This is a genomic window from Dactylosporangium sp. NPDC051087 (genome assembly GCF_055586325.1).
Genome location: NZ_JBVJIJ010000014.1, coordinates 14,060 through 36,093 on the forward strand (window position 1 = coordinate 14,060; position 22,034 = coordinate 36,093).

At 74.0% G+C, this 22,034-nt stretch carries 18 protein-coding genes; 12 read left to right on the plus strand and 6 right to left on the minus strand.

The genetic code is table 11. From position 1 onward, the window contains the following. Window positions 1-62 precede the first annotated feature (62 nt). The gene (locus ACZ6TV_RS25990; RefSeq protein WP_465299863.1) at window positions 63-680 is read left to right on the plus strand and encodes a hypothetical protein; all 618 of its coding nucleotides are present in this window, start codon (window positions 63-65) and stop codon (window positions 678-680) included. 19 nt (window positions 681-699) lie between these two features. Here the strand turns inward: ACZ6TV_RS25990 and ACZ6TV_RS25995 are convergent, their stop codons facing one another. Continuing rightward, entirely contained in the window at window positions 700-1,554 is an 855-nt protein-coding gene (locus tag ACZ6TV_RS25995; RefSeq protein WP_465299864.1) for an MmyB family transcriptional regulator, read from the minus strand. A gap of 100 nt (window positions 1,555-1,654) precedes the next feature. Here ACZ6TV_RS25995 and ACZ6TV_RS26000 point away from each other — a divergent pair, with 100 nt between their 5' ends. Together ACZ6TV_RS26000 and ACZ6TV_RS26005 are read left to right on the plus strand one after the other, a co-directional pair. After that, window positions 1,655-2,686: an FAD-dependent oxidoreductase gene (locus ACZ6TV_RS26000; RefSeq protein ID WP_465299865.1), complete on the plus strand. Its 1,032-nt coding sequence runs from the start codon at window positions 1,655-1,657 to the stop codon at window positions 2,684-2,686. Window positions 2,687-2,791: 105 nt separating this feature from the next. Beyond that, on the plus strand, window positions 2,792-3,457 hold the full coding sequence (locus ACZ6TV_RS26005) for a DUF4097 family beta strand repeat-containing protein (RefSeq protein ID WP_465299866.1): 666 nt from the start codon (window positions 2,792-2,794) through the stop codon (window positions 3,455-3,457). Between the two features lie 55 nt (window positions 3,458-3,512). Here the strand turns inward: ACZ6TV_RS26005 and ACZ6TV_RS26010 are convergent, their stop codons facing one another. From ACZ6TV_RS26010 to ACZ6TV_RS26020, 3 genes are read right to left on the minus strand one after another with little or no spacing between them, the layout of a single operon-like run. Continuing rightward, complete coding sequence (locus ACZ6TV_RS26010; protein WP_465299867.1) at window positions 3,513-4,622, minus strand: S8 family serine peptidase; 1,110 nt, start codon at window positions 4,620-4,622, stop codon at window positions 3,513-3,515. Continuing rightward, entirely contained in the window at window positions 4,619-5,281 is a 663-nt protein-coding gene (locus tag ACZ6TV_RS26015) for a hypothetical protein (protein WP_465299868.1), read from the minus strand. The genes ACZ6TV_RS26010 and ACZ6TV_RS26015 overlap by 4 nt, the downstream gene beginning before the upstream one ends. Next, window positions 5,278-6,459, minus strand: a complete 1,182-nt coding sequence (locus ACZ6TV_RS26020) for a type VII secretion protein EccE (RefSeq protein WP_465299869.1) — start codon at window positions 6,457-6,459, stop codon at window positions 5,278-5,280. Before ACZ6TV_RS26020 ends, ACZ6TV_RS26015 begins: the two co-directional genes overlap by 4 nt. A gap of 210 nt (window positions 6,460-6,669) precedes the next feature. On the opposite strand from ACZ6TV_RS26020, the gene eccB reads away from it, so the two are divergent. The 3 genes from eccB to ACZ6TV_RS26035 are packed head-to-tail and all read left to right on the plus strand — an operon-like array spanning window position 6,670 to window position 9,917. Beyond that, the gene (gene eccB, locus ACZ6TV_RS26025; protein WP_465299870.1) at window positions 6,670-8,256 is read left to right on the plus strand and encodes a type VII secretion protein EccB; all 1,587 of its coding nucleotides are present in this window, start codon (window positions 6,670-6,672) and stop codon (window positions 8,254-8,256) included. Between the two features lie 55 nt (window positions 8,257-8,311). After that, window positions 8,312-8,671: a hypothetical protein gene (locus ACZ6TV_RS26030; protein ID WP_465299871.1), complete on the plus strand. Its 360-nt coding sequence runs from the start codon at window positions 8,312-8,314 to the stop codon at window positions 8,669-8,671. After that, window positions 8,661-9,917 carry a hypothetical protein gene (locus ACZ6TV_RS26035; protein ID WP_465299872.1) on the plus strand — a complete coding sequence of 419 codons (1,257 nt, stop codon included), beginning with the start codon at window positions 8,661-8,663 and terminating at the stop codon, window positions 9,915-9,917. The genes ACZ6TV_RS26030 and ACZ6TV_RS26035 overlap by 11 nt, the downstream gene beginning before the upstream one ends. Before the next feature lie 288 nt (window positions 9,918-10,205). Here ACZ6TV_RS26035 and eccD read toward each other — a convergent pair whose 3' ends face one another. Further along, window positions 10,206-11,603 (minus strand): type VII secretion integral membrane protein EccD, encoded by a 1,398-nt coding sequence (gene eccD, locus ACZ6TV_RS26040; RefSeq protein ID WP_465299873.1) that lies wholly within the window; start codon window positions 11,601-11,603, stop codon window positions 10,206-10,208. 155 nt (window positions 11,604-11,758) lie between these two features. On the opposite strand from eccD, the gene eccCa reads away from it, so the two are divergent. The 6 genes from eccCa (at window position 11,759) to ACZ6TV_RS26070 (ending at window position 20,310) form a co-directional block, all read left to right on the plus strand. Then, window positions 11,759-15,721, plus strand: coding sequence for a type VII secretion protein EccCa (eccCa, locus tag ACZ6TV_RS26045; protein WP_465299874.1), 3,963 nt, complete (start codon window positions 11,759-11,761; stop codon window positions 15,719-15,721). Between the two features lie 145 nt (window positions 15,722-15,866). Beyond that, window positions 15,867-16,181 carry a WXG100 family type VII secretion target gene (locus tag ACZ6TV_RS26050; RefSeq protein ID WP_465299875.1) on the plus strand — a complete coding sequence of 105 codons (315 nt, stop codon included), beginning with the start codon at window positions 15,867-15,869 and terminating at the stop codon, window positions 16,179-16,181. 23 nt (window positions 16,182-16,204) lie between these two features. Beyond that, window positions 16,205-16,483 carry a WXG100 family type VII secretion target gene (locus ACZ6TV_RS26055; protein WP_465299876.1) on the plus strand — a complete coding sequence of 93 codons (279 nt, stop codon included), beginning with the start codon at window positions 16,205-16,207 and terminating at the stop codon, window positions 16,481-16,483. Between the two features lie 129 nt (window positions 16,484-16,612). Then, a complete protein-coding gene (locus tag ACZ6TV_RS26060) occupies window positions 16,613-17,176 on the plus strand; it encodes a hypothetical protein (protein WP_465299877.1) in 564 nt (187 codons plus the stop codon). 3 nt (window positions 17,177-17,179) lie between these two features. Next, complete coding sequence (locus ACZ6TV_RS26065; protein WP_465299878.1) at window positions 17,180-18,550, plus strand: hypothetical protein; 1,371 nt, start codon at window positions 17,180-17,182, stop codon at window positions 18,548-18,550. Window positions 18,551-18,798: 248 nt separating this feature from the next. Then, window positions 18,799-20,310 (plus strand): S8 family serine peptidase, encoded by a 1,512-nt coding sequence (locus ACZ6TV_RS26070; RefSeq protein ID WP_465299879.1) that lies wholly within the window; start codon window positions 18,799-18,801, stop codon window positions 20,308-20,310. Window positions 20,311-20,669: 359 nt separating this feature from the next. Here ACZ6TV_RS26070 and mycP read toward each other — a convergent pair whose 3' ends face one another. Beyond that, window positions 20,670-22,028, minus strand: coding sequence for a type VII secretion-associated serine protease mycosin (gene mycP / locus ACZ6TV_RS26075; RefSeq protein ID WP_465299880.1), 1,359 nt, complete (start codon window positions 22,026-22,028; stop codon window positions 20,670-20,672). Window positions 22,029-22,034: the final 6 nt, after the last annotated feature.

Genomic DNA, 22,034 nt, shown 5'->3' on the forward strand with positions numbered 1-22,034 from the left:
ACCAGCGCGGCGTCGCGTGACAACGAGCTGTGCGGCGGGTTGCAAGGCGTTATCGTCCAAGCGTGATCATCGGTGATGGTGCCCGGCTGGGTGTGGAGGCGGCGCGGCGACTGGCGCAGACCGGGGCCTGTGCGATCGCGCCAGGCCTGACGGATGCGGAGTTCGACCGCATCGAGCAGACGCACGGATTCGAGTTCGCCGACGACCATCGGGCCTTGCTCGCGGCCGGGCTGCCGGTGAACGTGCCGTACGAGCCGGAGGAGGGCGTGTCCCACGCGTGGGAGATGCCGTGGCCGGACTGGCGCTCCGACGACCCCGACGCCGTTCGGAAGCAGCTGGAATGGCCGGTGGAAGGGGTGCTCTTCGATGTGGAGCACAAAGCGGCGTGGCACGACACCTGGGGTGACCGGCCGGCCGACCTCGACACGGCCGTGGAGACGGCGCGGCTGAGGCTGGCGCAGGTGCCCCGACTGGTGCCCGTCTACGCGCACCGCTTCCTGCCCGCGGGGCGCGGCACCGCCGGGCATCCGGTCCTGTCGGTCTGGCAGACCGACATCATCTACTACGGCACGGACCTGGTCGACTACATCCATCAGGAGTTCGGCGGCCCGGGTATGGACAGGACCGATCAGCGCTGGAACCCGGAGGCGACGGTGGCCTTCTGGCGGGACTTCCTCTGACCGTCCGGAGCCGCGGGGCTCAGGCGGGGACGGCGCGCAGGGCGCGGGGGTGGCGGCCGATGACCCGGTCCAGGGCGGCGGTCGCCGCGGCGTCGGCCGGCAGGTAGACGACGAGCCGCTGGTCGTCGTCGGCGGGCAGGTCCAGGGTCTCGTACGCCAGCCGCAGTTCCCCCTCGACGGGGTGCGCCAGCCGCAGCACCCCGTGCGCGAGCGGCAGGCCCGGCAGCGTCGCCGCGCGGTGGCCGAACGAGGTGCCCGCGGTGAGGGTCAGCTCGTCGGCGAGCCCGGCCACGGCGCCGTCCAGCCGGAACGGACCCTGTTTGAGGGCCGCGACCTGCTCGTCGGCGACGTGCTCCCAGTCGGGGAACACCGTGCGCGCCCGCGGGTCGGTGAACACGAACCGCGGCCACGACGGCGGGTCACCGTCCAGCAGGCCCGTCGCGGCGGCCAGGAGCGTGAACGCGGGCGTGTGGGCGAGGATCTCGCCGAGCCGGTTGAGCAGCACGGCGGGTGCGGGCTCGAGCCGGTCCAGCAGCGCCCGCGTCCCGGCGCGGACGGTGCGCCCGGGGGTGGCCGCGGCGCGGCAGCGGAAGCCGCCGTCGGCGGCCTTCGTCAGGATCAGCAGGTGGGTGCGCTCGGCCGGGGTGAGCCGCAGCGCGTCGGCGAGCGCGGCCAGGACCTGCGGCGACGGGCGGCGGTCACGGCCCTGCTCGAGGCGGATCACGTATTCGACGCTGACGCCGGCGAGCGCGGCGACCTCGGAGCGGCGCAGTCCCGGGGTCCGGCGCCGGGGGCCGGTCGGCAGGCCCACGGCCGCCGGGTCGAGGGCCTCCCGGCGGGAGCGCAGCAGCGCCCCGAGCTCGTTGTCGCTCACGGTCCGACGGTACCGCGCGGCGCCCCGCCGATCGTGTCCCCGCCGCTACCAGCCTCGGCTCGGACTCCCTGCCCGGCGGCTCCGGGACGACGGTGGCGGCATGACCACACACGACCAGAGGACCGTGCTCGTCGTCGGCGGCGGGTACGGCGGCAGCACCGTCGCCAAAGCGCTCGACGACGTCGCCGAGGTGACCGTCGTCGAACCCCGTGACACGTTCGTCCATCACGTGGCGGCCCTGCGCGCCGTCGTCGACCCCGGCTGGGTCGAGCGGGTCTTCCTGCCGTACGACCACCTCCTGACCAACGGGAAGATCCTGCGGGACCGGGCGGTGCGGGTCGAGGGCACCAGCGTCGAGCTCGCCGGCGGGACCGTGCTGACCGGCGACCATGTCGTCGTCGCGACGGGCGTCGGCTACCCGTACCCGGCGAAACTCGACATCGACGACAGCGGCACCGCCAAGGAGCGCCTGCGGGCCACCCACGAGCAGCTGGCCGCGGCCGACCGGGTGCTGCTGCTCGGCGCCGGACCGGTCGGCCTGGAGTTCGCGGGCGAGATCGCCGCCGCCTGGCCGGCGAAGCGCGTCACCGTGGCGGACCCGTCGCCGGTGCTGCTGCCGGGCCGCTTCCCGGACGAGTTCCGTGCGGAGGTGCGCCGGCAGCTGGACGAGCTCGGGGTCCGGCTGCTGCTCGGCACCCGCGTGCCCGCGCCGCCGGCGGATCCGGGGCGCGTCGGCGGGTTCAGCGTCGACGGCATCGACGCCGACATCTGGTTCCGCTGCCACGGTACGAGGTCCCGCCCGCCCCTGCCCGTGGACGCGCACCTGCGGGTCGTGGGGCGGCCCGGCCAGTGGGCGGTCGGCGACGTCACCGACGTGCCGGAGCTGAAGATGGCCCGCCTCGCGCACGCCCACGCCGACGTCGTCGCCGCCAACATCCGCGCCGAGCTGACCGGCGGCGACCTCGTCACCCACGCGCCGGCGCCGGACATGCTGGTGCTCCCGCTCGGCCCGAAGCACGGCGCCGGCTGGGGCCCCGGCTTCGGCCTGCTCGGCGCCGCGGAGACCGCCGAGGCCAAGGGCGCGGACCTGTTCGTGCCGTACTACCGGGCGCTGCTCAACCTGAACCCCTAAGGGGCCGGGTTCAGTGCAGGCTCAGTGAGGAACCCGCATGTGCCGCCCGCCGATCCGGGGGAGGCTGAGGACCGGCCATCCCCGGCCGTCCTCGGGAGGACCACGATGCGTGCTGTTCCCACCGTCGTCGCGGTGCTGCTGCTGGCGTCGGTCACCGGCTGCGGGTTCGGCCCGCGGGAGACCACGTCGCGGCAGTACACCGTCGAGGAGCCGGTGACGCGTCTCGTCGTCACCGGCGACGCGATGAACGTGACCGTGAAGTCCGGCGAGGGGCCCGTCACGGTCGTCGAGCGGCACCGCTGGCCGAGCGGCGGCACCGCGCCGGTCACCGCGCACCGCACGGAGGCGGGCCGGCTGGAGCTGGCGTCGACCGGCTGCCGCCGCTGCGAGGTGACGCTCACCGTGACCGTGCCGGCCGCGACCCGCACCGACATCACCGTCGACACCGGCGAACTCACCCTGCGCGACCTGTCCGGCGACACGACCGCGACCGTCGACACCGGCGAGGTCAACGGCTCAGGCCTGCGCGGCGCCTCCTACCGCGTGGTCGTCGACTCCGGTCGCATCGAGCTGCGCCACACCACCTCGCCCACCAGCGTCGTCGCCACCGTCGCCACCGGCGAGGTCGACGTCCGCGTGCCGGGCGGCGCCTCGTACGCGGTCCGCAGCGACCGGGGCCTGTCCGACGTGGACGTCACCCGCGACCCGTCCTCCCCGCGCACCATCACCGTCAACGTCGACACCGGCCACGCCGTCGTCCACCAGACCTGACCGGCACGGCCCGCTCCGGTCCGCGTCGCTCACGCGATCCCGTGGCGGGGCGGCGTCACCTGCGGCGGCGGACGAGGAGCCAGGCTCCGACGACGACGACCAGCAGGACGACGGAGCCGGCGACGGCGGCGAGCACGACGAAGAGGTTGGTGCCGTCCTCGGCGGCCGGGCCGGGGGCGGCGGACGCGGACGCGGCCAGGGGGTTCGCGGCGACCGGCGGCACGTCCGCGGTCAGCGCCTTCACCAGGTTGAGGCGGCCGTAGCCGTAGTCGGGGTCGCGGCCGGGCGGGCCGGCGTCGTCGGCGGTGGCGATCAGGCGCTGGATCACGTCGTTGACCGGCAGCTGCGGGTACTTGGCGCGGATCAGGGCGGCGGCGCCCGAGACGACGGCGGTCGCCGCGCTGGTGCCGTTGGCCGTCGGGTAGTAGCCGACGGTGCGGCCGCCGCCGGAGGCGGAGACCAGCGGGACCGCCACGCCGGGGGCGGTCAGCACGACCTCCGGGCCGCGGATCGCGCCGTCCCAGAACTTGCCCTCGCGGTCGACGGCGGAGACGGCAACGACGCCCGGGATGCGGGCCGGGGCGATGACGCCGCTGCCGGCGGGGAACTCCGAGACGTTGCCACTGCCGGCGATGACGACGACGTCGTGGTCCAGGGCGTAGCGGACCGCGTCCTCGGCGGTGCGGTCGATGACGGTGCCGCCCATCGAGATATTGATCACTTTGGCGCCGTGGTCGACGGCCCAGCGGATGCCCTCGGGGATGTTCGTCGGGCCCATCCCGGAGCCGCTCGCGGAGATGCGCACCGGCAGGATCTTCGCCTTGGGGGCGATGCCGAGCAGGTGGTCGGCGTTGCCGCCCTTGGCCGCGATGACGCCCGCCATCGCCGAGCCGTGGCCGTCGTTGTCGGTGCGGAAGGAGCCCGGCTCGCCGATGAACGACGTGCCGTCGAGGATCTGGCCGTCGAGGTCGGGGTGGGTGCCGACGCCGGTGTCCAGGACGGCGACCACGACACCGTCGCCGGCGGTGATCTTCTGCGCGCCGGCGACGTCGAGGGTCCGCAGATACCACTGCCGGTCCCGCATCGTCTCGGCCGACGCGGGCGTGACCCCGACCATGGGCACGGCACAGGCGGCGACCAGGACGGCCAGGGCAAGGCGCCTCACTGCGGACCTCCGAAGAGCTGCTGCTCGATCTGGGTCGTCGCGAGCCGCAGATACCGCCACGTCCCGGCCTCGTAGACGACGAGCCCGTCGGGTGGGGTGGCCTGCAGCGTCGCGGCCTGCATCGCGTCGAGGCGCATGAGCGTCGCCGCGGCCGCGAGCTGCCGCTCGGTCAGCCGGCGCAGGATCACGACGTCGGCCTCGAACAGCGACTGCGCCACGTACTCACCGAACCAGCCGGCGACCGTCAGCAGCGCCTGCCACGGGCCGAGGTCCGGCACGCTCAACGGGTGCCGTTCGGCCACGAACAGCACCGGGTTGGTGACCGTGCCGGGGAGCTCGACCGTCTGGTACGGCGGCGCCGCGTGGAACAGGTCCTGCCGGCCGGTGACCGACTCGCCGAAACCGGACCACAGCGGCTCGTCGGGCGTGTGCACCACGACCCGGGCGCCGATCGCCAGGGCCCGCAGCATCAGCAGCCGCTCGACCCAGCCGCGGTCGATCAGCAGCACCCGCGTCGGCTGGGCGCGGAACAGCTGCAGGGTCACCGGGCTCTGCTGCTGGTCGAAGCCGAGGATGATCCCGCCGGGCTCGGTGCCGAGCGAGACCCCGCCGACGAGGCCCTGGTCGCCGGTGAACTCCAGGCCGGGCCGCCGCCTCACGGGGTGCCCCCGCCGGTCGGCGCCGACGCGTAGACGGCGGGCTGGTGCAGGCCGTGCATCGGCCGCAGCCGGACACCGAGGGTCTTCGTGTACTCGCGGACGGTGCCGACCGCGGCGGCGAGCCGCTCCGGGGCGGCCATGACCCGAACGACGGTCCGCAGGCCCACGTCGGCGCCCCGGCGGGCGGCGACCGCCGACACGACGAGATGCTCCGCCGGGATGCGCATCAGCGCCTGTACCGCGGCCGGGTCGAACGGCGCCGGCCACTGCTCGACCTCGAACGCGACGTGCTGGCGGCCCGCGGCGAGCCACCCCTGCCAGCGCTCACGGGCGGTGACGGGTGCCCCGGCGGGCAGCGCGTCCAGACCGCACGCGGCGTGCACGGCGGCGGTCAGGCCGGTCGGGTCGAGGATCTGGTAGGTGACGCCGGCGGTGTTGAGGGCCTTGCCGAGCCGGCCGGCCATCGCGGCGAGGGCCCGGTGCACGCCGTCGACGCCGCCGCCCCGGTCGGCCGCGGCCTCGATCGCGTCGGCCGCGTCGAGCCGGGCCGCGACCCACGTGAGATGCGCGGCGGGGCCGGTCTGCCGGCCGGTGGTCAGGGCCAGCAGCTCACGGTAGGAGCTCGCGGCGGGACTGTTGGGCGCTGGACCGCCGGCGGGCGCGACGGTCCGCAGACTCACCAGCTGCAGCGCCGACGGGCGGGCGGTGCCCTCGTCGAGCAGCCGCAGGAGCCGGTCGAGACGCAGCGCGGGCCGCCGCTCGCCGAGGATCTCGTCGGCGCCACCGACGGCGATCGCGATGAACCACCCGTCGCGGTCCTGGCCGATGCCCAGGTCGGTGCCGCGGTCGTCGTACCCGTACACGCGGAAACCCGGAGCGGGGAGCGCCGAGGCACCGGCGTTGCGGCGGCGGCGCATGGCGGCGCGCAGGCCGAGGGTCTGATACGCCCACCGCCCGTCGGAGCGGCTCAGGCCGACCGCGAGCGCGCCCGCGGCGACCGCGGCACCGGCGCCGATCGCGACGGGAGTGCCGGCGAACGTGGCCGCGCCGACCGCGACGGCGGCGACCTCGATCGCGACCAGCTGGGCCGTGCCGAACTCGCCGGGGCCGCCCTGGGCGGGCCGCAGCCGTCGCGCCGGGGCGGGCCGGCCGCCTGGGACGGGACCGGGGATGGGCACGGGTGGCCTGCCCTGAGCCGTTGCCGATGTCACCTGTTCCCGAGCTCCCTCCGCGCGAGGCGCCCACAGTGTACGGGCGGCGCCTGGTTCGCGCGGTCCGCGCCGTCTTGTCCGTGACGGTCGCGGCCACCGGCATCGACGCGGACCCGCTACGATCGCCACTCGGTGAAGTGGCACGGCACTCGGTGAGCGGCACGGGAGGCGCCAAGCATGGTCGCGCGATACGAACAGGTGCGGGCGTACCGGTTCGTCACGCGCCGGATCGTCTCGGCGATGCTGTCCGGCGAGCCGGAGAGCAACGAGCTGCCCGTGCGGCGGCTCGGGATGTCGCTGTTCGGCAGCCTGCTCGTCGGCATGATCGTGCTCGCCGTCGTCGGTGTCTACGGCTTCATCAACCCGTCCGGGGGCAAGCCCGCCGAGAACGACATCGTGATCGAGCGGGAGAGCGGCGCCCGGTACGTGTACATCGAGGGCCGCCTGCACCCCGTGCTCAACTTCACCTCCGCCCGGCTCATCGTCGGCAACCCCAGCCCCAAGGTGCGGACCATGTCGCACAAGTCGCTGGTCAACCTGCCCGTCGGCCCGCCGGTCGGGATCCGTGACGCGCCCGACCCGCCGCCGCCGAAGGGCAACCTCGTCGGCCTGCCGTGGAACGTGTGCGGCGTGAAGGTCACCGGCGCCGGGGCCGCGGCGACGCAGCTCGTCATCGGCCGCACCCCGTCCGGCGGCGTGCCGCTGGGTGAGGAGGCGCTGCTGGTGTCCACGTCGACGAGCAACGAGCTGCCGCTGTACCTGCTGTGGCACGACCACCGGCTGCGGATCTCCGAGCGGACCACGCTGACGGCCCTGGAGCTCGCGTCGATCACGCCGATGCAGATCGACAAGGCGCTGCTGGACGCGGTCACGTCCGGTCCCGACCTGGCGGCGCTGAAGCTGCCCGGCGCCGGCCAGCCGAGCACGAAGAAGGTCGCGGGCGCGACCGCCGAGGTCGGCGCCGTCTACAAATCGGGCCAGCAGTACTACGTCCTGACCCGCACCGGCCTGGCGACGATCGGCGCGGTCTCCGCGGCGCTGCTGCTGGCCAACGGCAAGGACGCGGTCGAGATCTCCGCGACGCAGGCCGCCCAGGCGCTCGGCACGGCGCCGGTCGAGCCCGAAGGCCTCCCGCAGGCGAAGCCGCCGGTCAAGGCCGACACGACCGGCACGACGATGTGCGCGCGGTTCGACGCGGCCGTGGCCGGCGGGCGGCAGACGCCCGCGCTGTCGCTGTTCGGGCCCGGCGCGGAGCAGCTGACGCTCGACCCGGACCGCGCCGCGCTGCGCACCGGCACGACCGCCGACCAGGTCACGCTGCCCGAGGGGCACGGCGCCCTCGCCCAGGCGCTGCCCGGCGCGGACGCGCAGGCGACCGGCACCGTGTATCTCATCACCGACCAGGGCATCCGGTATCCGTTGCAGGACACCGGCGAGGTGAAGGCGCAGGCGGCGCTCGGCTACGAGGGCGTCACGCCCGTCGGGGTGCCGTCGAGCCTGCTGGCGCTGGTGCCGCGCGGCCCGGCGCTCGACCCCGAGGTGGCCCGCAAGTTCGTCGCTCCGGCGACGCCGGCGCCCGCTTCCAAGGCGCCGTCCGCGGCACCCCCGCCGTCCAAGGCGCCGTCGTCACCACCGCCCTCGAAGACCCCGTCGAGCCCGTCCTCGTCCCGGTCGGGGCGCCGGTCCGGGCCGTCCGGCCGGGGCACGCGGCGGCGGCGTCGATCGGATAGGGTCGATTTCACTGGTATCGACCCAGTAGCCTGACTTCAGCGGCAGCGAAGACGAGGACGTCGAAGACAAGGACCGAGACGGGGATCTGATGGGCGACGGCACGAACAGAGTCGACCTCCTCACTCTTGAGGAGTTCCGGAGCCGGCTCGACAGCCGGTTGACCGACGCCAAGGCGCTGGTGCAGAAGCTCAACTCGATGAGCAAGCCCGCGCTGGGCACCTTCCAGGACGCGAACACCACCCTCGCCGCCTACAACCGCGTGCACACGCAACACGTGCAGCGCGCCAACCGGCTGGTCTCCGCGATCGAGGCGGCGCAGAGCGCGACGGACAGCATCATCCGCAACTACACGACCACCGAGTCGCGCAACGCGGCCAGCCAGGCCGAGATCCGCAAGGCGCTGGGCGACGTGACCCTCAAGCTGGAGGGCCCGACCAATGAGCAATGAGTACACGGCGCACTACGCGGGCAAGAGCCACCGTGAGCTCTACGACCAGCTCATGGCCGGCAAGCCGGACCAGGTCGAGGGCGTGTCCGCCGACTGGCACTCCGCCGAGACGACCGCCCGGCACATCGCCGGCGAGATCGACAAGGACCTGCTGAAGCTCGACTGGGCCGGCGACGCCGGCACGGAGTATCGGCACCGCCTCGGCGTCGTGAGCGGCTACTCCGACGGCCTCGCCGACGACCAGAGCACCGTGAATAAGTCGCTGACCTCGTTCGGCGGCGCGCTGCGCACCGCGCAGAAGAAGGCCGACAGCCCCGAGGAGACCGACGACAACGACAGCATGTGGGGCGGCGCGGCGGGCGGTGCCGCCATCGGCGGCCTGCCGGGCGCGCTCATCGGTGGCTATCTCGGGCACCAGCGCGACGAGCAGCAGAAGAAGGAAGCCCAGCAGGCGATGGTGGCGGTGATGGCCAACCTCGCCGCCGACTACGCGGTCAGCAACTCCGCGGTCGTGGAGCCGCTGCCGCCGCCGATCGGCCTGCCGGGCGGCGACCCGGGCTCCGACGCCAACCCGCAGGGCGGCCCGCACGTCTCGTCCCCGGGCAACGGCCCCGGCACCCACGCGGCGGGCAACGGCAAGCTCGCCACCACCGCGTCCGTCGTCGCGGTGTCGACCGGACCGGCCACCGGCACCGGCGGCGACCCGACGCAGACCCAGACCACGCAGGAGCCGACCGGCACGTCACTGCTCGGCGCCGAGACCGGCGTCGTCGGCGCGGGCGCCCTCGTCGCGGGCACGGCCCTCGCCGGGCAGCTCGTCACGCTCGGCGGCGGCGGTGGCCCCGGCATCGGCATCAGCACGAGCCTTGCGAGCAGCGTTCCGGCCGGCGGTCTCATCGGCCAGCCGGGATCCGGCCGCGGCGGTGACGCCGGCACGACCGGCCAGCGGACCACCCCCGGCAACATGCGGGAGAGCACCGGCCGCACGGCGGGCGCCCGCGGGGGCGGCGAGCGCGGCCCCGGCGCGGGCAACCCTGCCCGGATGGGCACCGGCGGCCGTGACGGCCTGTTCGGCCAGCAGCGCGGCGCCGGTGGTCCGGCCGCCCGCGGCAACGCCGACGGCGACGAGGAAGAGCAGCACGACACCTGGCTCACCGAGGACGACATGGTGTGGGGCGACGACGAGAGCGCCCCGCCCGCGGTGCTCGGCGGCACCGTCCCGCCGCCGCCCGCGCCGGCCAACTGACCAGCCCGTTCGGGGCGGCGTCCGGAGGTTTCCGGGCGCCGCTCTGTTGCTGGTGCCCGGCAACGCGTGTCCCGGCTCGTGCTGCGGCCGGTCGCCTGATCCGGCCCGACATGGCACTCGCGGAGGTCAGCGGCCTCACCGCCGAACGCGGTGACCAGCCCGCTCGGAGCGGCGACCGGACGTTTTCCGGCGCCGCACCGTCGCTGGTGACCGGCACCGGGGATTCCGATCCACGCGGCGGCCGGCCGTTGCCGCCTGGCGCGGACACCCGCCCGGCGCGTGGTGCGGTCAGCCCTCGCGGATCGTGCGGATCCAGCCGTACAGGCCGCTGACCCAGAACGCCAGCGGGATGATGCCCAGGATGAGGATCGTCTCGAAGATGTCGAGGGTGCGGCCCCACATCGGGGAGCGACGCTTGTCGGCGCCGACGACCGCATACGCGATGACGCCCGCGGCGACCGCGAGGGTGGCCGTCACCCCGACCGCGAGCCGCAGCACCTGGTCGGCGGCCGCGTAGGCGCCGACCGCGACCACGCCGAGCGCGGCGAGACCCGACACGAGCAGCGGGATGCGCTGGCGGCGGCTGATGAACCAGCGGGCGCGGGCGACCATCACCAGACCGAACACCGCGGCGAGCGAGGCGCCGGGCACGCCGCCGTCCCAGGCGAGGGTCAGCGACGCGAGCCCGCCGATGACGGCCAGGGCGCCGAGCATGCCGGCGAGGATCTCGTCGGCGCGCTCGCTGAGGGCGAGGACCTGCCGGCTCGACACCATCTCGCTGTCGGTGCGGATGTCGGCGGCGTCGGTCGGCACGGACGGGATGGGCAGGCCGGCCATGCGGTACGACAGCATCGGCATGAGCGGCAGCGTCGAGAAGGTGAAGGCGGCGACGACCGCCGCGGCGGCGGCCGGGGACGCGTCCCAGATCATGCAGACCAGCGCGGCGGCGCACAGGGCCACCGCGGTCATGCTGGTGCCGAGGAACACGGCCACGGCGGAGGCGACGCCCACGGTGGCGACCGCGGAGGCGAGCAGCACGGCGGTCCCGGCGACGAGCACGTTGGCCGCGCTGAGGTCGGTGAGGCGGTGGTCGCCGGCGAGGAGCAGCAGCCCGCCGACGCCCGCGTAGGCCAGCGCGACCACCCCGAAGACGACGCCGGTGCGGCTGTTGCGCAGGACGCGGGACAGCACGGCCGCGGCGGCCAGCAGCAACGCCGCGACACCGAGACCGACGAGGCCGGCGGGCAGCTGCGGCGGGCCGGAGAACAGGACCATGACGGCACCGATGATCAGCGTCGACACGCCGACGGTCAGGCCGAAGCGGCGGGTCGACGCGGGTCGCCAGCGGCCGGCGCGGTCCTGGGTGGACGTCGCGACCGCGTCGACGACGTCGTCGAAGATCGGCTCGGTGAACTCGTCGCCGCGGGGGCGCAGATACAGCATCTCGCCGTCCTCGACGTCGAGCTGCATCGGGGACCGGTCGATCGCCAGGGGCGCGCCGCCGAGGCGGGACAGGACCCACCCGTCGCGGCCGGCGGGGTCGTCGGCGAGGCCGTCACCGGCATACCGCAGCACGGTCGGCAGCAGGTCCGCCAGTGGCACGTCCGAGGGCAGCGCGAGGTCGACCCGGGTCTTCGGTGCGACGATCGTCACCCGGCTCATCCCGCCGCCGGTCGTAGTGGCCACGTCACAGATCCCTTCGATCGAGCGCCCTGACGCCCGCCGATGCAGCTGCGGGTCATCGCGTCCTGGGCAGACTACATACGATGGCCGCAAAGCGCGGTGCCCCGCCTGCCCCTCCAGGCGGATCCCCCGGCGTCGCGCCGCGCAGGAGGAGACCTGTGAGCACCGTCGTCTTCCGAAGGCCGCCCCGCCGTCCAGGGCCACAGCTGCCCCGTGGCGAGCTGCTGCTGGAGTCGCCCCCGGAGCTTCCGGAGCGGCTGCCGAAGGGCTTCGGGCAGCTGCTGATGATCCTGCCGATGATCTGCGGCGTCGGCGCGATGGCTTTCCTGTACACGGGCGGCGGCCGCGGCGCGGGTCCGATGATGTGGATCGTCGGTGGTCTCTTCGGCGTGTCGATGATCGGCATGGCGATCGGGTCGATGAACGCCGGCGGCGGCGACTCGAAGGCCGAGCTCGACGCGGAGCGCCGCGACTACATGCGCTACCTCGCGCAGGTGCGGCGGCAGGCCCGGCGGGCGGCGGCGCAGCAGCGGGCGGCGCTGCTGTGGCAGCACCCGGCGCCGGACGTGCTGTGGTCCGTCGCGGCGTCGAAGCGCCGGTGGGAGCGGCGCGCCACCGACGACGACTTCGGGCAGGTCCGCATCGCGCTCGGCGCGCAACGGCTCGCCGTCGCGATCATCCCGCCGGAGACGAAGCCGGTCGAGGACCTGGAGCCGATGACGGCGATCGCGTTGCGGCGCTTCATCCGGGCCCGGCAGACGGTGCCGGACCTGCCGATCGCGGTGTCGGCGCGGTCGTTCAGCCGGATCGTGCCGCGCGGTGACCGGCCCGTCGTGACGGATCTGGTCCGGTCGATGGTGTGCCAGCTCGCGACGCTGCACTCGCCCGACGACGTGAAGATCGCCGTCGTCGCCGCGCCCGAGCGGCGGGGGGAGTGGGAGTGGGTCAAGTGGCTGCCGCACGCCCAGCACGACCGGCAGACCGACGCGGCCGGCGCGGTGCGCCTGATGTTCGACTCGATGACGGACCTCGAGGCCGTGCTCGAGGACGAGCTGCACAGCCGGTCACGCTTCGGGCCCGAGCTGCGGCCGCTGACGACGGCACCGCATCTGGTGGTCGTCGTCGACGGCGGCGAGGTCGCCCCGACGTGCCAGCTGCTCGGCATCGGCCTGCACGGCACCACCGTCGTCGACCTGTCCGGCACGGTCCCGCGTGACTCCGGGCGGTGGCTGCTGTCGCTGCAGGTGACCGCCGACGGCATCGCCGCCGACCAGGGCAAGAAGGTCACGCCGCTCGGCAGGCCGGACCGGGTCAGCGTCATCGCCGCCGAAGGCCTCGCCCGGCAGCTCGCGCCGTTCCGGCTGTCGCAGCAGACGACGTCGGAGGAGCCGCTGGCGCGCAGCATCGAGCTGCCGGACCTGCTCGGCATCGGTGACGCCGCCGCCGTCGACCCGCTGCTGACCTGGCGGCCCCGGCCCAACCGGGAGAAGCTGCGGGTGCCGATCGGCGTCGGTCCCGACGGGCAGCCGGTCGACCTCGACTTCAAGGAGTCCGCGCAGGACGGCATGGGCCCGCACGGGCTCATCATCGGCGCGACCGGCTCCGGCAAGAGCGAGCTGCTGCGCACCATCGTCGTGTCGCTCGCCATCACGCACTCGTCGGAGGACCTCAACTTCGTCCTCGTCGACTTCAAGGGCGGCGCCACGTTCGCGTCGCTGGACGTGCTGCCGCACACCAGTGCCGTCATCACCAACCTGTCCGACGAGCTGCCGCTGGTCGACCGCATGCAGGCCGCGCTCAACGGCGAGATGGTCCGCCGGCAGGAGCTGCTGCGCGCCGCCGGCAACTACGTGTCACGCTTCGAATACGAGAAGGCGCGCCTCGCCGGCGAGCAGCTGGCGCCGCTGCCGAGCCTGCTCATCATCTGCGACGAGTTCAGCGAGCTGCTCGCCGCGAAGGCCGAGTTCATCGACCTGTTCGTGATGATCGGCCGGCTCGGCCGGTCCCTCGGCGTGCACCTGCTGCTGGCCAGCCAGCGCCTCGAGGAGGGCCGGCTGCGCGGCCTGGACACGCACCTGTCCTACCGGGTCGGCCTGCGCACCTTCTCCGCTGTGGAGAGCCGCGTCGTGCTCGGCGTGCCCGACGCCTACGAGCTGCCCAGCGCGCCCGGGCACGGCTACCTGAAGACCGACACGACCACGATGACGCGGTTCCGGGCGGCGTACGTGTCCGGCACCTACCGCCAGGCCGGTCTCGTGCCGCGGTCGCAGGCGACGGTACGGATGCAGATCGTCCCCTACGGCACCCAGCACATCCCGGTGCCGGTGCTGCCGGTCGAGGAGCCGCAGGAGGAGCCGGAGGAGTCCGGCCGCGGCGAGAGCATGCTCGACGTCATCGTCGGCAAGCTGCGCGGCCGGGGCGCTCCCGCGCACCAGGTGTGGCTGCCGCCGCTCGGCGAGCCCGCCACCCTCGGCGAGCTGCTCGGCGCGCTGACCGTCGACGAGCGCCGCGGCCTGGTCGCCACCGGCTGGCCCGGCACCGGCCGGCTCACCGCCCCGATCGGCCTGGTCGACCGGCCGTTCGAGCAGCGCCGCGACCCGCTCGTCGTCGAGCTCGACGGCGCCGCCGGCAACGTCGTGCTCGTCGGCGGCCCGCAGTCGGGCAAGAGCACCGCACTGCGCACCCTCATCAGCTCCCTGGCCCTGACCCACAGCCCGTGGCAGGTGCAGTTCTTCTGCCTCGACTTCGGCGGCGGCGCGCTGCGCTCCCTGGCCGGCCTGCCGCACGTCAGCGGCGTCGCCGGCCGGCGCGAGGGCGAGGCGGTCCGGCGCACCGTCGCCGAGGTCACCGCGCTGCTGGACGAGCGGGAGGCGCGCTTCACCGAGCTCGCCGTCGACTCGATCGCCACGTACCGGCGGGCCCGCAACGCCGGCGAGGTCACCGACGACCCGTTCGGCGACGTGTTCCTCGTCGTCGACGGCTGGAGCGCGATCCGCGAGCACTACGAGGAGCTCGAGGAGCGCATCAGGTCACTCGCGGCGCGCGGCCTCGGCTTCGGCATCCACGTCGTGCTCGCCGCCAACCGGTGGGGCGAGATCCGCACCAACCTGCGCGACCTGCTCGGCACCCGCATCGAGCTGCGGCTCGGCGACCCGACCGAGTCGGAGATCGACCGGCGCGCGGCGGTCAACGTGCCGGCGGGGACGCCCGGGCGCGGCCTGACCCACGACAAGCTGCACTTCCTCGCCGCGCTGCCGCGCATCGAGGGCGGCGACGGCGTCGAGGACCTCGCGGCCGGGGCCGCCGACCTGGTCCGCCAGGTCCGGGAGGCGTGGCCGTTCCAGCCCGCGCCGCCGGTACGGCTGCTGCCCAAGATGCTGCCCAGGGTGGAGCTGGCGAAGCTGGTCGAGCAGCGACCGGCCCGCCCCGGCATCCCGATCGGCATCAACGAGACGCACCTGGCCCCGGTGCACGTGGACTTCGCCACCGAGCCGCACCTGCTGATCCTCGGCGACGCCGAGTCCGGCAAGACCGGGCTGCTGCGCCTCATCGCGCGCAGCATCATCGAGACGAAGACGCCGCACGAGGCGCGGCTGTTCATCGCCGACTTCCGGCGCGGGCTGCTCGGCGTCGTGGACCGCGAGTACCTGCTGGACTACGCGCCGTCTCATTCGGCCCTGAACGAGATGATGCCGAACATCAAGGGCGCCATCACCGACCGCCTCCCGGGCCCCGACGTGACCGCCGAGCAGTTGCGCAACCGCAGCTGGTGGCGAGGCCCCGACCTGTACATCCTCGTCGATGACTACGACCTGGTCGCGCTGCCGGGCAACAACCCGCTGACCCAGCTGATGGAGCTGCTGCCGCAGGCCCGGGACGTGGGCCTGCACCTCATCCTGACCAGGCGCGTCGGCGGTGCTTCCCGCGCCCTGTACGAGCCGGTCATCCAGCGGCTGCGGGAGCTGGACGCACCCGGTTTCCTGATGTCCGGCAGCCGCGAGGAGGGGCCGCTGTTCGGTGATCTGCGCCCCAGCCCGCAGCCGCCGGGGCGCGGTACGCTCGTGCGCAGGAGCGACGGCAGGCAGCTCGTCCAGACCGCATGGATCGATCCTGTGCCATGATGTTGGCGGTTCAGGGCTGCGCAAACTTGCCGGACTCCGATACCGTCGCATTAGAGACACCATCGTCGATGACCGCGGTGCCACCGTACGGGGGCTTTTCCAAGTGCCTTGTCCCGCGGGACGGACTGAGAAGGGGTGAATTGGCGTGACGCAGCCGACGAGAGTCGATGCAGCGACCATGCACGCTGCCGCGAAGGATGTCCGTGCCACGCACGGCACCGTCAGCGGCAAGCTGACGGATCTGCGGGGCGCGATCGATGATCTCGTCGCCGCCTGGAAGGGTGAGGCCTCGTCCGGTTTCGCGCAGGTCATGACGCGCTGGGACCAGGACTCGACGAAGCTGCTCACCGCGCTGAGCGACATCGCCGACCTCCTCGACAAGGGTGCCAACACGCACCAGGCCAACGAGGAGCAGCAGGCCGCGATGATGAACAAGTACGGCAACTCGCTCAACTACTGACGGCCTGAGAGGCAGGGATAGGGATGTCGTACTTCCAGACGAACTACGCCCAGATGGAGACTGCTTCGCAGACCATCCAGGGCATCTCCAAGACGATCGACACCGAGCTCGACACGCTGCGCATGCGGCTGCAGAACCTGACCTGGGACGGCCAGGACCGCGACGCCTACAACGCGCACCAGGCGAAGTGGGACGCCGCCGTCAAGGACATGAACAACCTGCTCAACGAGATCGGTGGGGCCGTGGGCATCGCCCGGGCCAACTACATCACGACCGAGATGAACAACGCTCAGGTCTGGTAGTCGTTAGCCACGACGGCGTCGCTGTTTCGGATCGGCGTGGCACTTCCGGTGCCACGCCGGTCCCGTGTCACGGGCCGGTAGCCCGGCCCGCGGTTGGCGCGGTCCGCGCCGAGGAGAGGAAAGGCCGCCATGGGGGAGCCACCCGCCCTGCCCAAGGACTCCGAAGTCAATGTCGAGCAGATCGACAAGCTGCCCGCGTTGCTCAAGGAGCTGCAGGGGTACGTCGAGACCTACTGCATCGGGCAGATGACGAACATCCGCGAGCACCTGGACATGTCCGGGCTCGACATGGACAGCGTCGACATGAAGCTCAACGGGCAGGCGACGCCCTTCGGCGGCTTCTACAGCGCGTTCGGCATCGCGGCGAAGGCCGACAACGCATACAAGTCGGTGAACACGTCGCTGCACGAGCTCGCGAAGCACCTCGGCAAGATGGTCGGGCCGACGGAGCAGATCGCGAAGAACTACCGCACCGCCGAGGAGCGCAACCAGGCCGGCATGGCCGACATCAAGAAGCTCCTCGACGCGGGCACGTACGTGCCGGTGGACCAGACGGCGGTGGACAACCGCAACGAGACGGACCCGGTCGCGCAGGACCCGCACACCATCACGACGCACGGCACGACGACGCAGGCGCCCGCCTCGTTCGACGCACCCGGGTACAACCCGGGCTCCGACACGACGGTGGCGTAGGACATGAGCGGCGACGGAACCAACCCCGGCGACATCGGCGACTCGACGTACACCAAGCCCGCGGCGGTCCAGGACGGCGGCTGGTTCGGCGACTCGTACGCCAACGAGGGCGACCCCTCCTGGGAGGACGTCATCGCGATGGTCGTCATCCCCGGCAGCCCCGCCCGCATCAAGCAGGCCTCGGGCGAGTGGAGCGCGCTGCTGACCCGCCTCAGCGAGGTCGAGCGCGTCCTGAAGGCGGTCGGCAAGGACCTGGAGATCTGGAAGGGCGCCGGCGGCGACGCGTACCGCACCCACATCACGTCGATGGTGACCACCATCCAGACGATCATCGACGAGCACACCAGCCTGCCGCACTACCTGGACATGGCCGCCGGTGACCTCGAGGGCGCGATCGCGAAGATCCCCATCCCGGACGACATGATCGCCGAGGTGATGGCGGCCAAGCAGGGCTACATCGACCACGGCATGATCTCCGACACGTGGGGCCCGAACGCCATCTACCAGTACCTGCTGCCGGTGTACGGCAACAAGTGGTTCGACGAGGCCCGCGAGTTCTTCACGTGGGACTGGGCGTCGAACAAGCTGCGGGACTGGATCTCCAGCCAGGACGACAAGGCCAAGGACGCCTACCACGCGCTGGCGAAGCAGCACGTCAACACGATGGCGCTGATCCCCGGCAGCAACCCGCAGGGATACACCGACCCGCGGGACACCACCGTGCCGGTGACCGACCTGCCCGGTGGCGGCGGTGGCGGCGGTGGCGGTGGCATGCCGAACACGAAGATGCCCGGCGGCGGCGCCGGCATCGGCGGCGGGCCGAGCCTCGACAACATGTCCGACCCGCCCGGCGGCGGCATCAACGACCCGAACCTGACCAACCCCGGCGGCGGCCCCGGCGGCGGCTACGACCCTGACGACCTGCCCGGCAGCGGCCTGGCCGGCGCGGGCGGCGGCCTCGTCGGCGCCGGCCCCGGCGCGGGTGGCCTCGGCGGCGGCGTCGGTGGCATCGGCCCCGGCGCGGGCGGTCTCGGCGCCGGCGGTCTCGGCGCGGGCGGCATCGGCCGCGGCCCCGGCGCGGGCGGCATGGGCGGCGGCATGGGCGGCATGATGCCGGGCATGGGCATGGGCGGCGCGGGTGCCGGCCGCGGCGCGGCCCGCGGCGTCACGGGCGCGGGCGGCGGCAGGGGCGGCGTGCCCGGCGCGGGCGCCGGCCGCGGCGGTGCCGCCGGTGGCCTGCGCGGCGGGATGATGGGCGGCGCACCGGGTGCGGCCGGTCACGGTGGAGACGGCGAGGACCACACGACGTGGCTCCAGGAGGACGACGACCCATGGGGCTCCGACAGCGAAGCGCCACCCTCGGTGCTGGGCTGACCCCCGTGCCCGACCACACGACGGCGGCGCTGCCCGGCCGCTCCAAGCTGCCGGCGGCGCCCGCGGGTGCTCCGTCCACCGCGACGCCGGCGCGTTCTTCGTCCACCGGGTCGCCGGTGCCTTCTCCGGCATCGCCCGCGGCGTCGGTACGGGCACCGTCGGCGCCTTCTCGGACGCCTTCTCTGTTGCCTTCTCCGGCGCATTCTCCGGCGGCGGTGCGGGCGCGGCGGGGGCGGGTCGTGCGGCGGATGACGGCGGCGGTCGTCGCCGGGGTCCTGCTCGGCCTGTCCGGCGGCGTCGCGGCCGGGCTGGTCGCGCCGCGGGCCGCGCACGCCGACTCGGTCCGTGAGCGGCAGTGGTGGATCGCCGCGCTGAAGCTGACCCAGGCGCAGAAGGTCGCGCAGGGCGAGGGCGTCACCGTCGCGGTCATCGACACCGGCGTCGACGCCACCCACCCCGACCTGAGCGGCGCCGTCCTCGCCGGCACCGGCATGCTCGGCAGCACCAGCGCGAAGGGCTGGGACGACCCCAACGGGCACGGCACCGGCATCGCGTCGATCATCGCGGCCCGCGGCGGCGCCAACAACATGCAGATGCTCGGCGTCGCCCCCAAGGCGAAGATCCTGCCGATCGCCCTGCCCGCACCATTCTCCGGCTCGCTCGCCGGCCCGATCCGCTACGCGGCCGACAACGGCGCGAAGATCATCAACCTGTCGCTCGGCGGCAAGGGCGACCCGATCCAGTCGGAGATCGACGCGGTCGCCTACGCCCGGTCGAAGGGCGTCATCGTCGTCGCCGCCGGCGGCAACACCACGCAGGGCGACCAGCACGTCCCGCACCCCGGCAGCTACCCCGGCGTCATCACCGTCAACGGCACCGACCGCGACGGCAACCTGTGGAGCGGCTCGCTGCAGGACGACACGATGGACATCGCCGCACCCGCCCAGGACATCATCAGCGCCAAACCCAAGAAGCTCGTCGCGTCGGGCTTCGGCACCGGCACCGGCACCAGCGACGCCGCCGCGTTCGTCTCCGGGACCCTCGCCCTGATCTGGTCGAAGTACCCGAAGCTCGACGCGGCCAACGTCGTCAACCGCCTCTTCAAGACCGCCGTCGACAAGGGCCCCGCGGGCCGTGACGACCGCTTCGGCAACGGGCTCATCGACCCCCTGGCCGCGCTCACCGCCGACGTGCCGGCCGTCACCGCCGACCCGCTCGGCCCCGTCGCGGCGGGCACCGCGTCCGCCGACCCCGGCACCACGGGCGGCACCGGCGACGGCGACTTCGGCAGCCCGGCGATCCGCGCGGCCATCGTCCTCGGCGTCGGCCTCGTCGTGCTCACCGTCCTCGTCCTCGCCATCGTCCTGCCGATCCGCGCCATGAACCGCCGCCGCGAACGCACCGCGGCCCTCCCCGGCTACCGCCCGCCCGGCGCCCCCGGCGCCACCGGTCCGCCCGGGGGCTCAGGCGCGTACGGTCCACCCGGATATCCCCCGCCGCCCGGCCACCCGCCCGCAGGGCATCAGCAGGCCGGCTACCAGACGGGGACGTTCACGGGCCAGCAGCCGGCGGCCGGGCACCACACCGGACCCGTCACCGGCCAGCCGTCACCGACGGGATATCTCACCGGACCTGTCACGGGACCGCAGCCGCCGGTCGACCCCCGGACCGGGCCGGTCACCGGGCAGCAGCCACCGGCCGCGCCGCCGGGACCCCGCCCGCCGCAGTGGGGCCCGCCCCCGCAACAGGACCAGCGCTGACCGACCCGCTCGGGACGGCCGGCCGCGCACCGGGCACCGCTCGCGGCGGGACCGGCCTCTGTGGACCGTGTCGCTGCTCCACTGTGTCGCTGCTCCCGGCCGACCCGTTCGGGCCGGCGGCCGCGCGCCGGGTCGGCGGGCACCGCTCGTGGCAGGACCGGCCATTGTGGACCGTGCCACCGCTGCCGTCGGACCGCTCGGGCCAGCGGCGCGCCCCGGGCGCCGGTCGCGCGGCAGGAGCGGTGAGGGCGGCCCGAGTGGGACAGGCGGCGGTTCGGCGTGCGTCAGACAACTCGGTCGTGCGTCCACCCGCCGGCCGTCGCAGGACCGGCCGCTGCGGGCCGCGCCGGTGCTGTGGACTAGCGGCCGCCGGTGCCGCCGCCGGTGCTGGACGTCGGCATGCTCATCGAGCGGGACGCGTTGGCCAGCCCGCGGGACGAGGGGGTGCGGTGGACGGTCGGTGGGCGGACGTTCATCGGGCCGATCGTCGGCTCGAAGCGGTCTCCTGAACCCCGCCGTGGGTCCTGTCGCGTGCTCACCGCCGCGGCCGCGGGCACACCGCGCAGCCGGCGGCGGGCGCGCTGCACGAACAGGCCCGCCCAGATGAGCCCGGTGGTGAGCACGGCGGCGAACGCGACCCAGATCGCCGGCAGCTGCGACTCGGCCGCCGGGCCGCCGTCGTCCGGGCCGAGACCTGCCGGGGCGGCCTCGGCGGGTGCGGTGTCGTCGATGAGGGCGGCGACCGCACGGTACGGGTTGACGGTGCCGAACCCGACCTGCGCGTTGCGCCCGGCGGGCGGCTGGTCGGCGGTGCCGGTGATCCGGGCCGCGATCTGCTGCGGCGTCAGCTGCGGGTAGTAGGCGCGCAGGAGGGCGGCGGTGCCGGCGACATACGGCGCGGCGAAGCTCGTCCCGCCGCCGGAGCGCAGCCCGAACCCGCCGCCCTGCGGTGCCGGACCCTGGATCCGCACGCCGGGCGCGGCCACGTCGACGTAGTCGCCGGACGTGGACGTCGACACGTGCTTGTCCTGCTCGTCGACGCCCGCGACGGCGATCACCCCGTCGTACGCGGCGGGATACGCGGGCTGGTTGGCGTTCTGCGCGGCGCCGTCGTTGCCCGCGGCGGCGACCACGACGACGTTGCGGCTCAATGCCCGGCTGACCGAGGCGGCGAGCTTCGGGGTCGGCTGCGTCACCAGCGAAAGATTGATCACACCCGCGCCGTGGTCGACGGCGTAGTCGATGGCGGTGGCGATCGTGTTCGGCAGCTCCTGGTCGAAGTTCTTGCCGTCGTCCTCGAGGACCCGGATCGGCAGGATCTTCGCGCCCGGTGCCACCCCGTAGAACCCGGCGCCGGGCAGGCGCAGCCCGGCGATGATGCCCGCGACGAACGTGCCGTGCGCGACCTGGTCGCAGTCGCCGACCCCGTTGGCCTGCACGAAGTCCTTGCCCGGCAGGACCTGGTCCTTCAGCGACGGGTGGGTGGTGGACACCCCGGAGTCGATGACGGCGACGATGACCCCGTCGCCCTTCGTCATCGGCCACGCCAGCTCCGGGTGCAGCCGGGTCAGCGGCCACGGGGTCTCGGTCAGCTTGTCGGTGAAGCTCGGCCCGCACGCCGACGGCGCCGCGAACGCGGGGCCGGGGACGGCGCCGAGCGCGCAGGCGGCGAGCAGCCCGGCGACCGCCTGAGCGCCGATCCGTCGAATGTGCCGCACGTGCGA

Bases quoted from the DNA above. Each gene is read 5' to 3' on its own strand.
- ACZ6TV_RS26070 (WP_465299879.1), top strand. From the start codon at position 18,799: ATGACGGCGGCGGTCGTCGCCGGGGTCCTGCTCGGCCTGTCCGGCGGC.
- ACZ6TV_RS26035 (WP_465299872.1), top strand. From the start codon at position 8,661: ATGAGCAATGAGTACACGGCGCACTACGCGGGCAAGAGCCACCGTGAG.
- ACZ6TV_RS26030 (WP_465299871.1), top strand. From the start codon at position 8,312: ATGGGCGACGGCACGAACAGAGTCGACCTCCTCACTCTTGAGGAGTTC.
- ACZ6TV_RS26055 (WP_465299876.1), top strand. From the start codon at position 16,205: ATGTCGTACTTCCAGACGAACTACGCCCAGATGGAGACTGCTTCGCAG.
- ACZ6TV_RS26060 (WP_465299877.1), top strand. From the start codon at position 16,613: ATGGGGGAGCCACCCGCCCTGCCCAAGGACTCCGAAGTCAATGTCGAG.
- ACZ6TV_RS26065 (WP_465299878.1), top strand. From the start codon at position 17,180: ATGAGCGGCGACGGAACCAACCCCGGCGACATCGGCGACTCGACGTAC.
- eccB (WP_465299870.1), top strand. From the start codon at position 6,670: ATGGTCGCGCGATACGAACAGGTGCGGGCGTACCGGTTCGTCACGCGC.
- ACZ6TV_RS26005 (WP_465299866.1), top strand. From the start codon at position 2,792: ATGCGTGCTGTTCCCACCGTCGTCGCGGTGCTGCTGCTGGCGTCGGTC.
- ACZ6TV_RS26000 (WP_465299865.1), top strand. From the start codon at position 1,655: ATGACCACACACGACCAGAGGACCGTGCTCGTCGTCGGCGGCGGGTAC.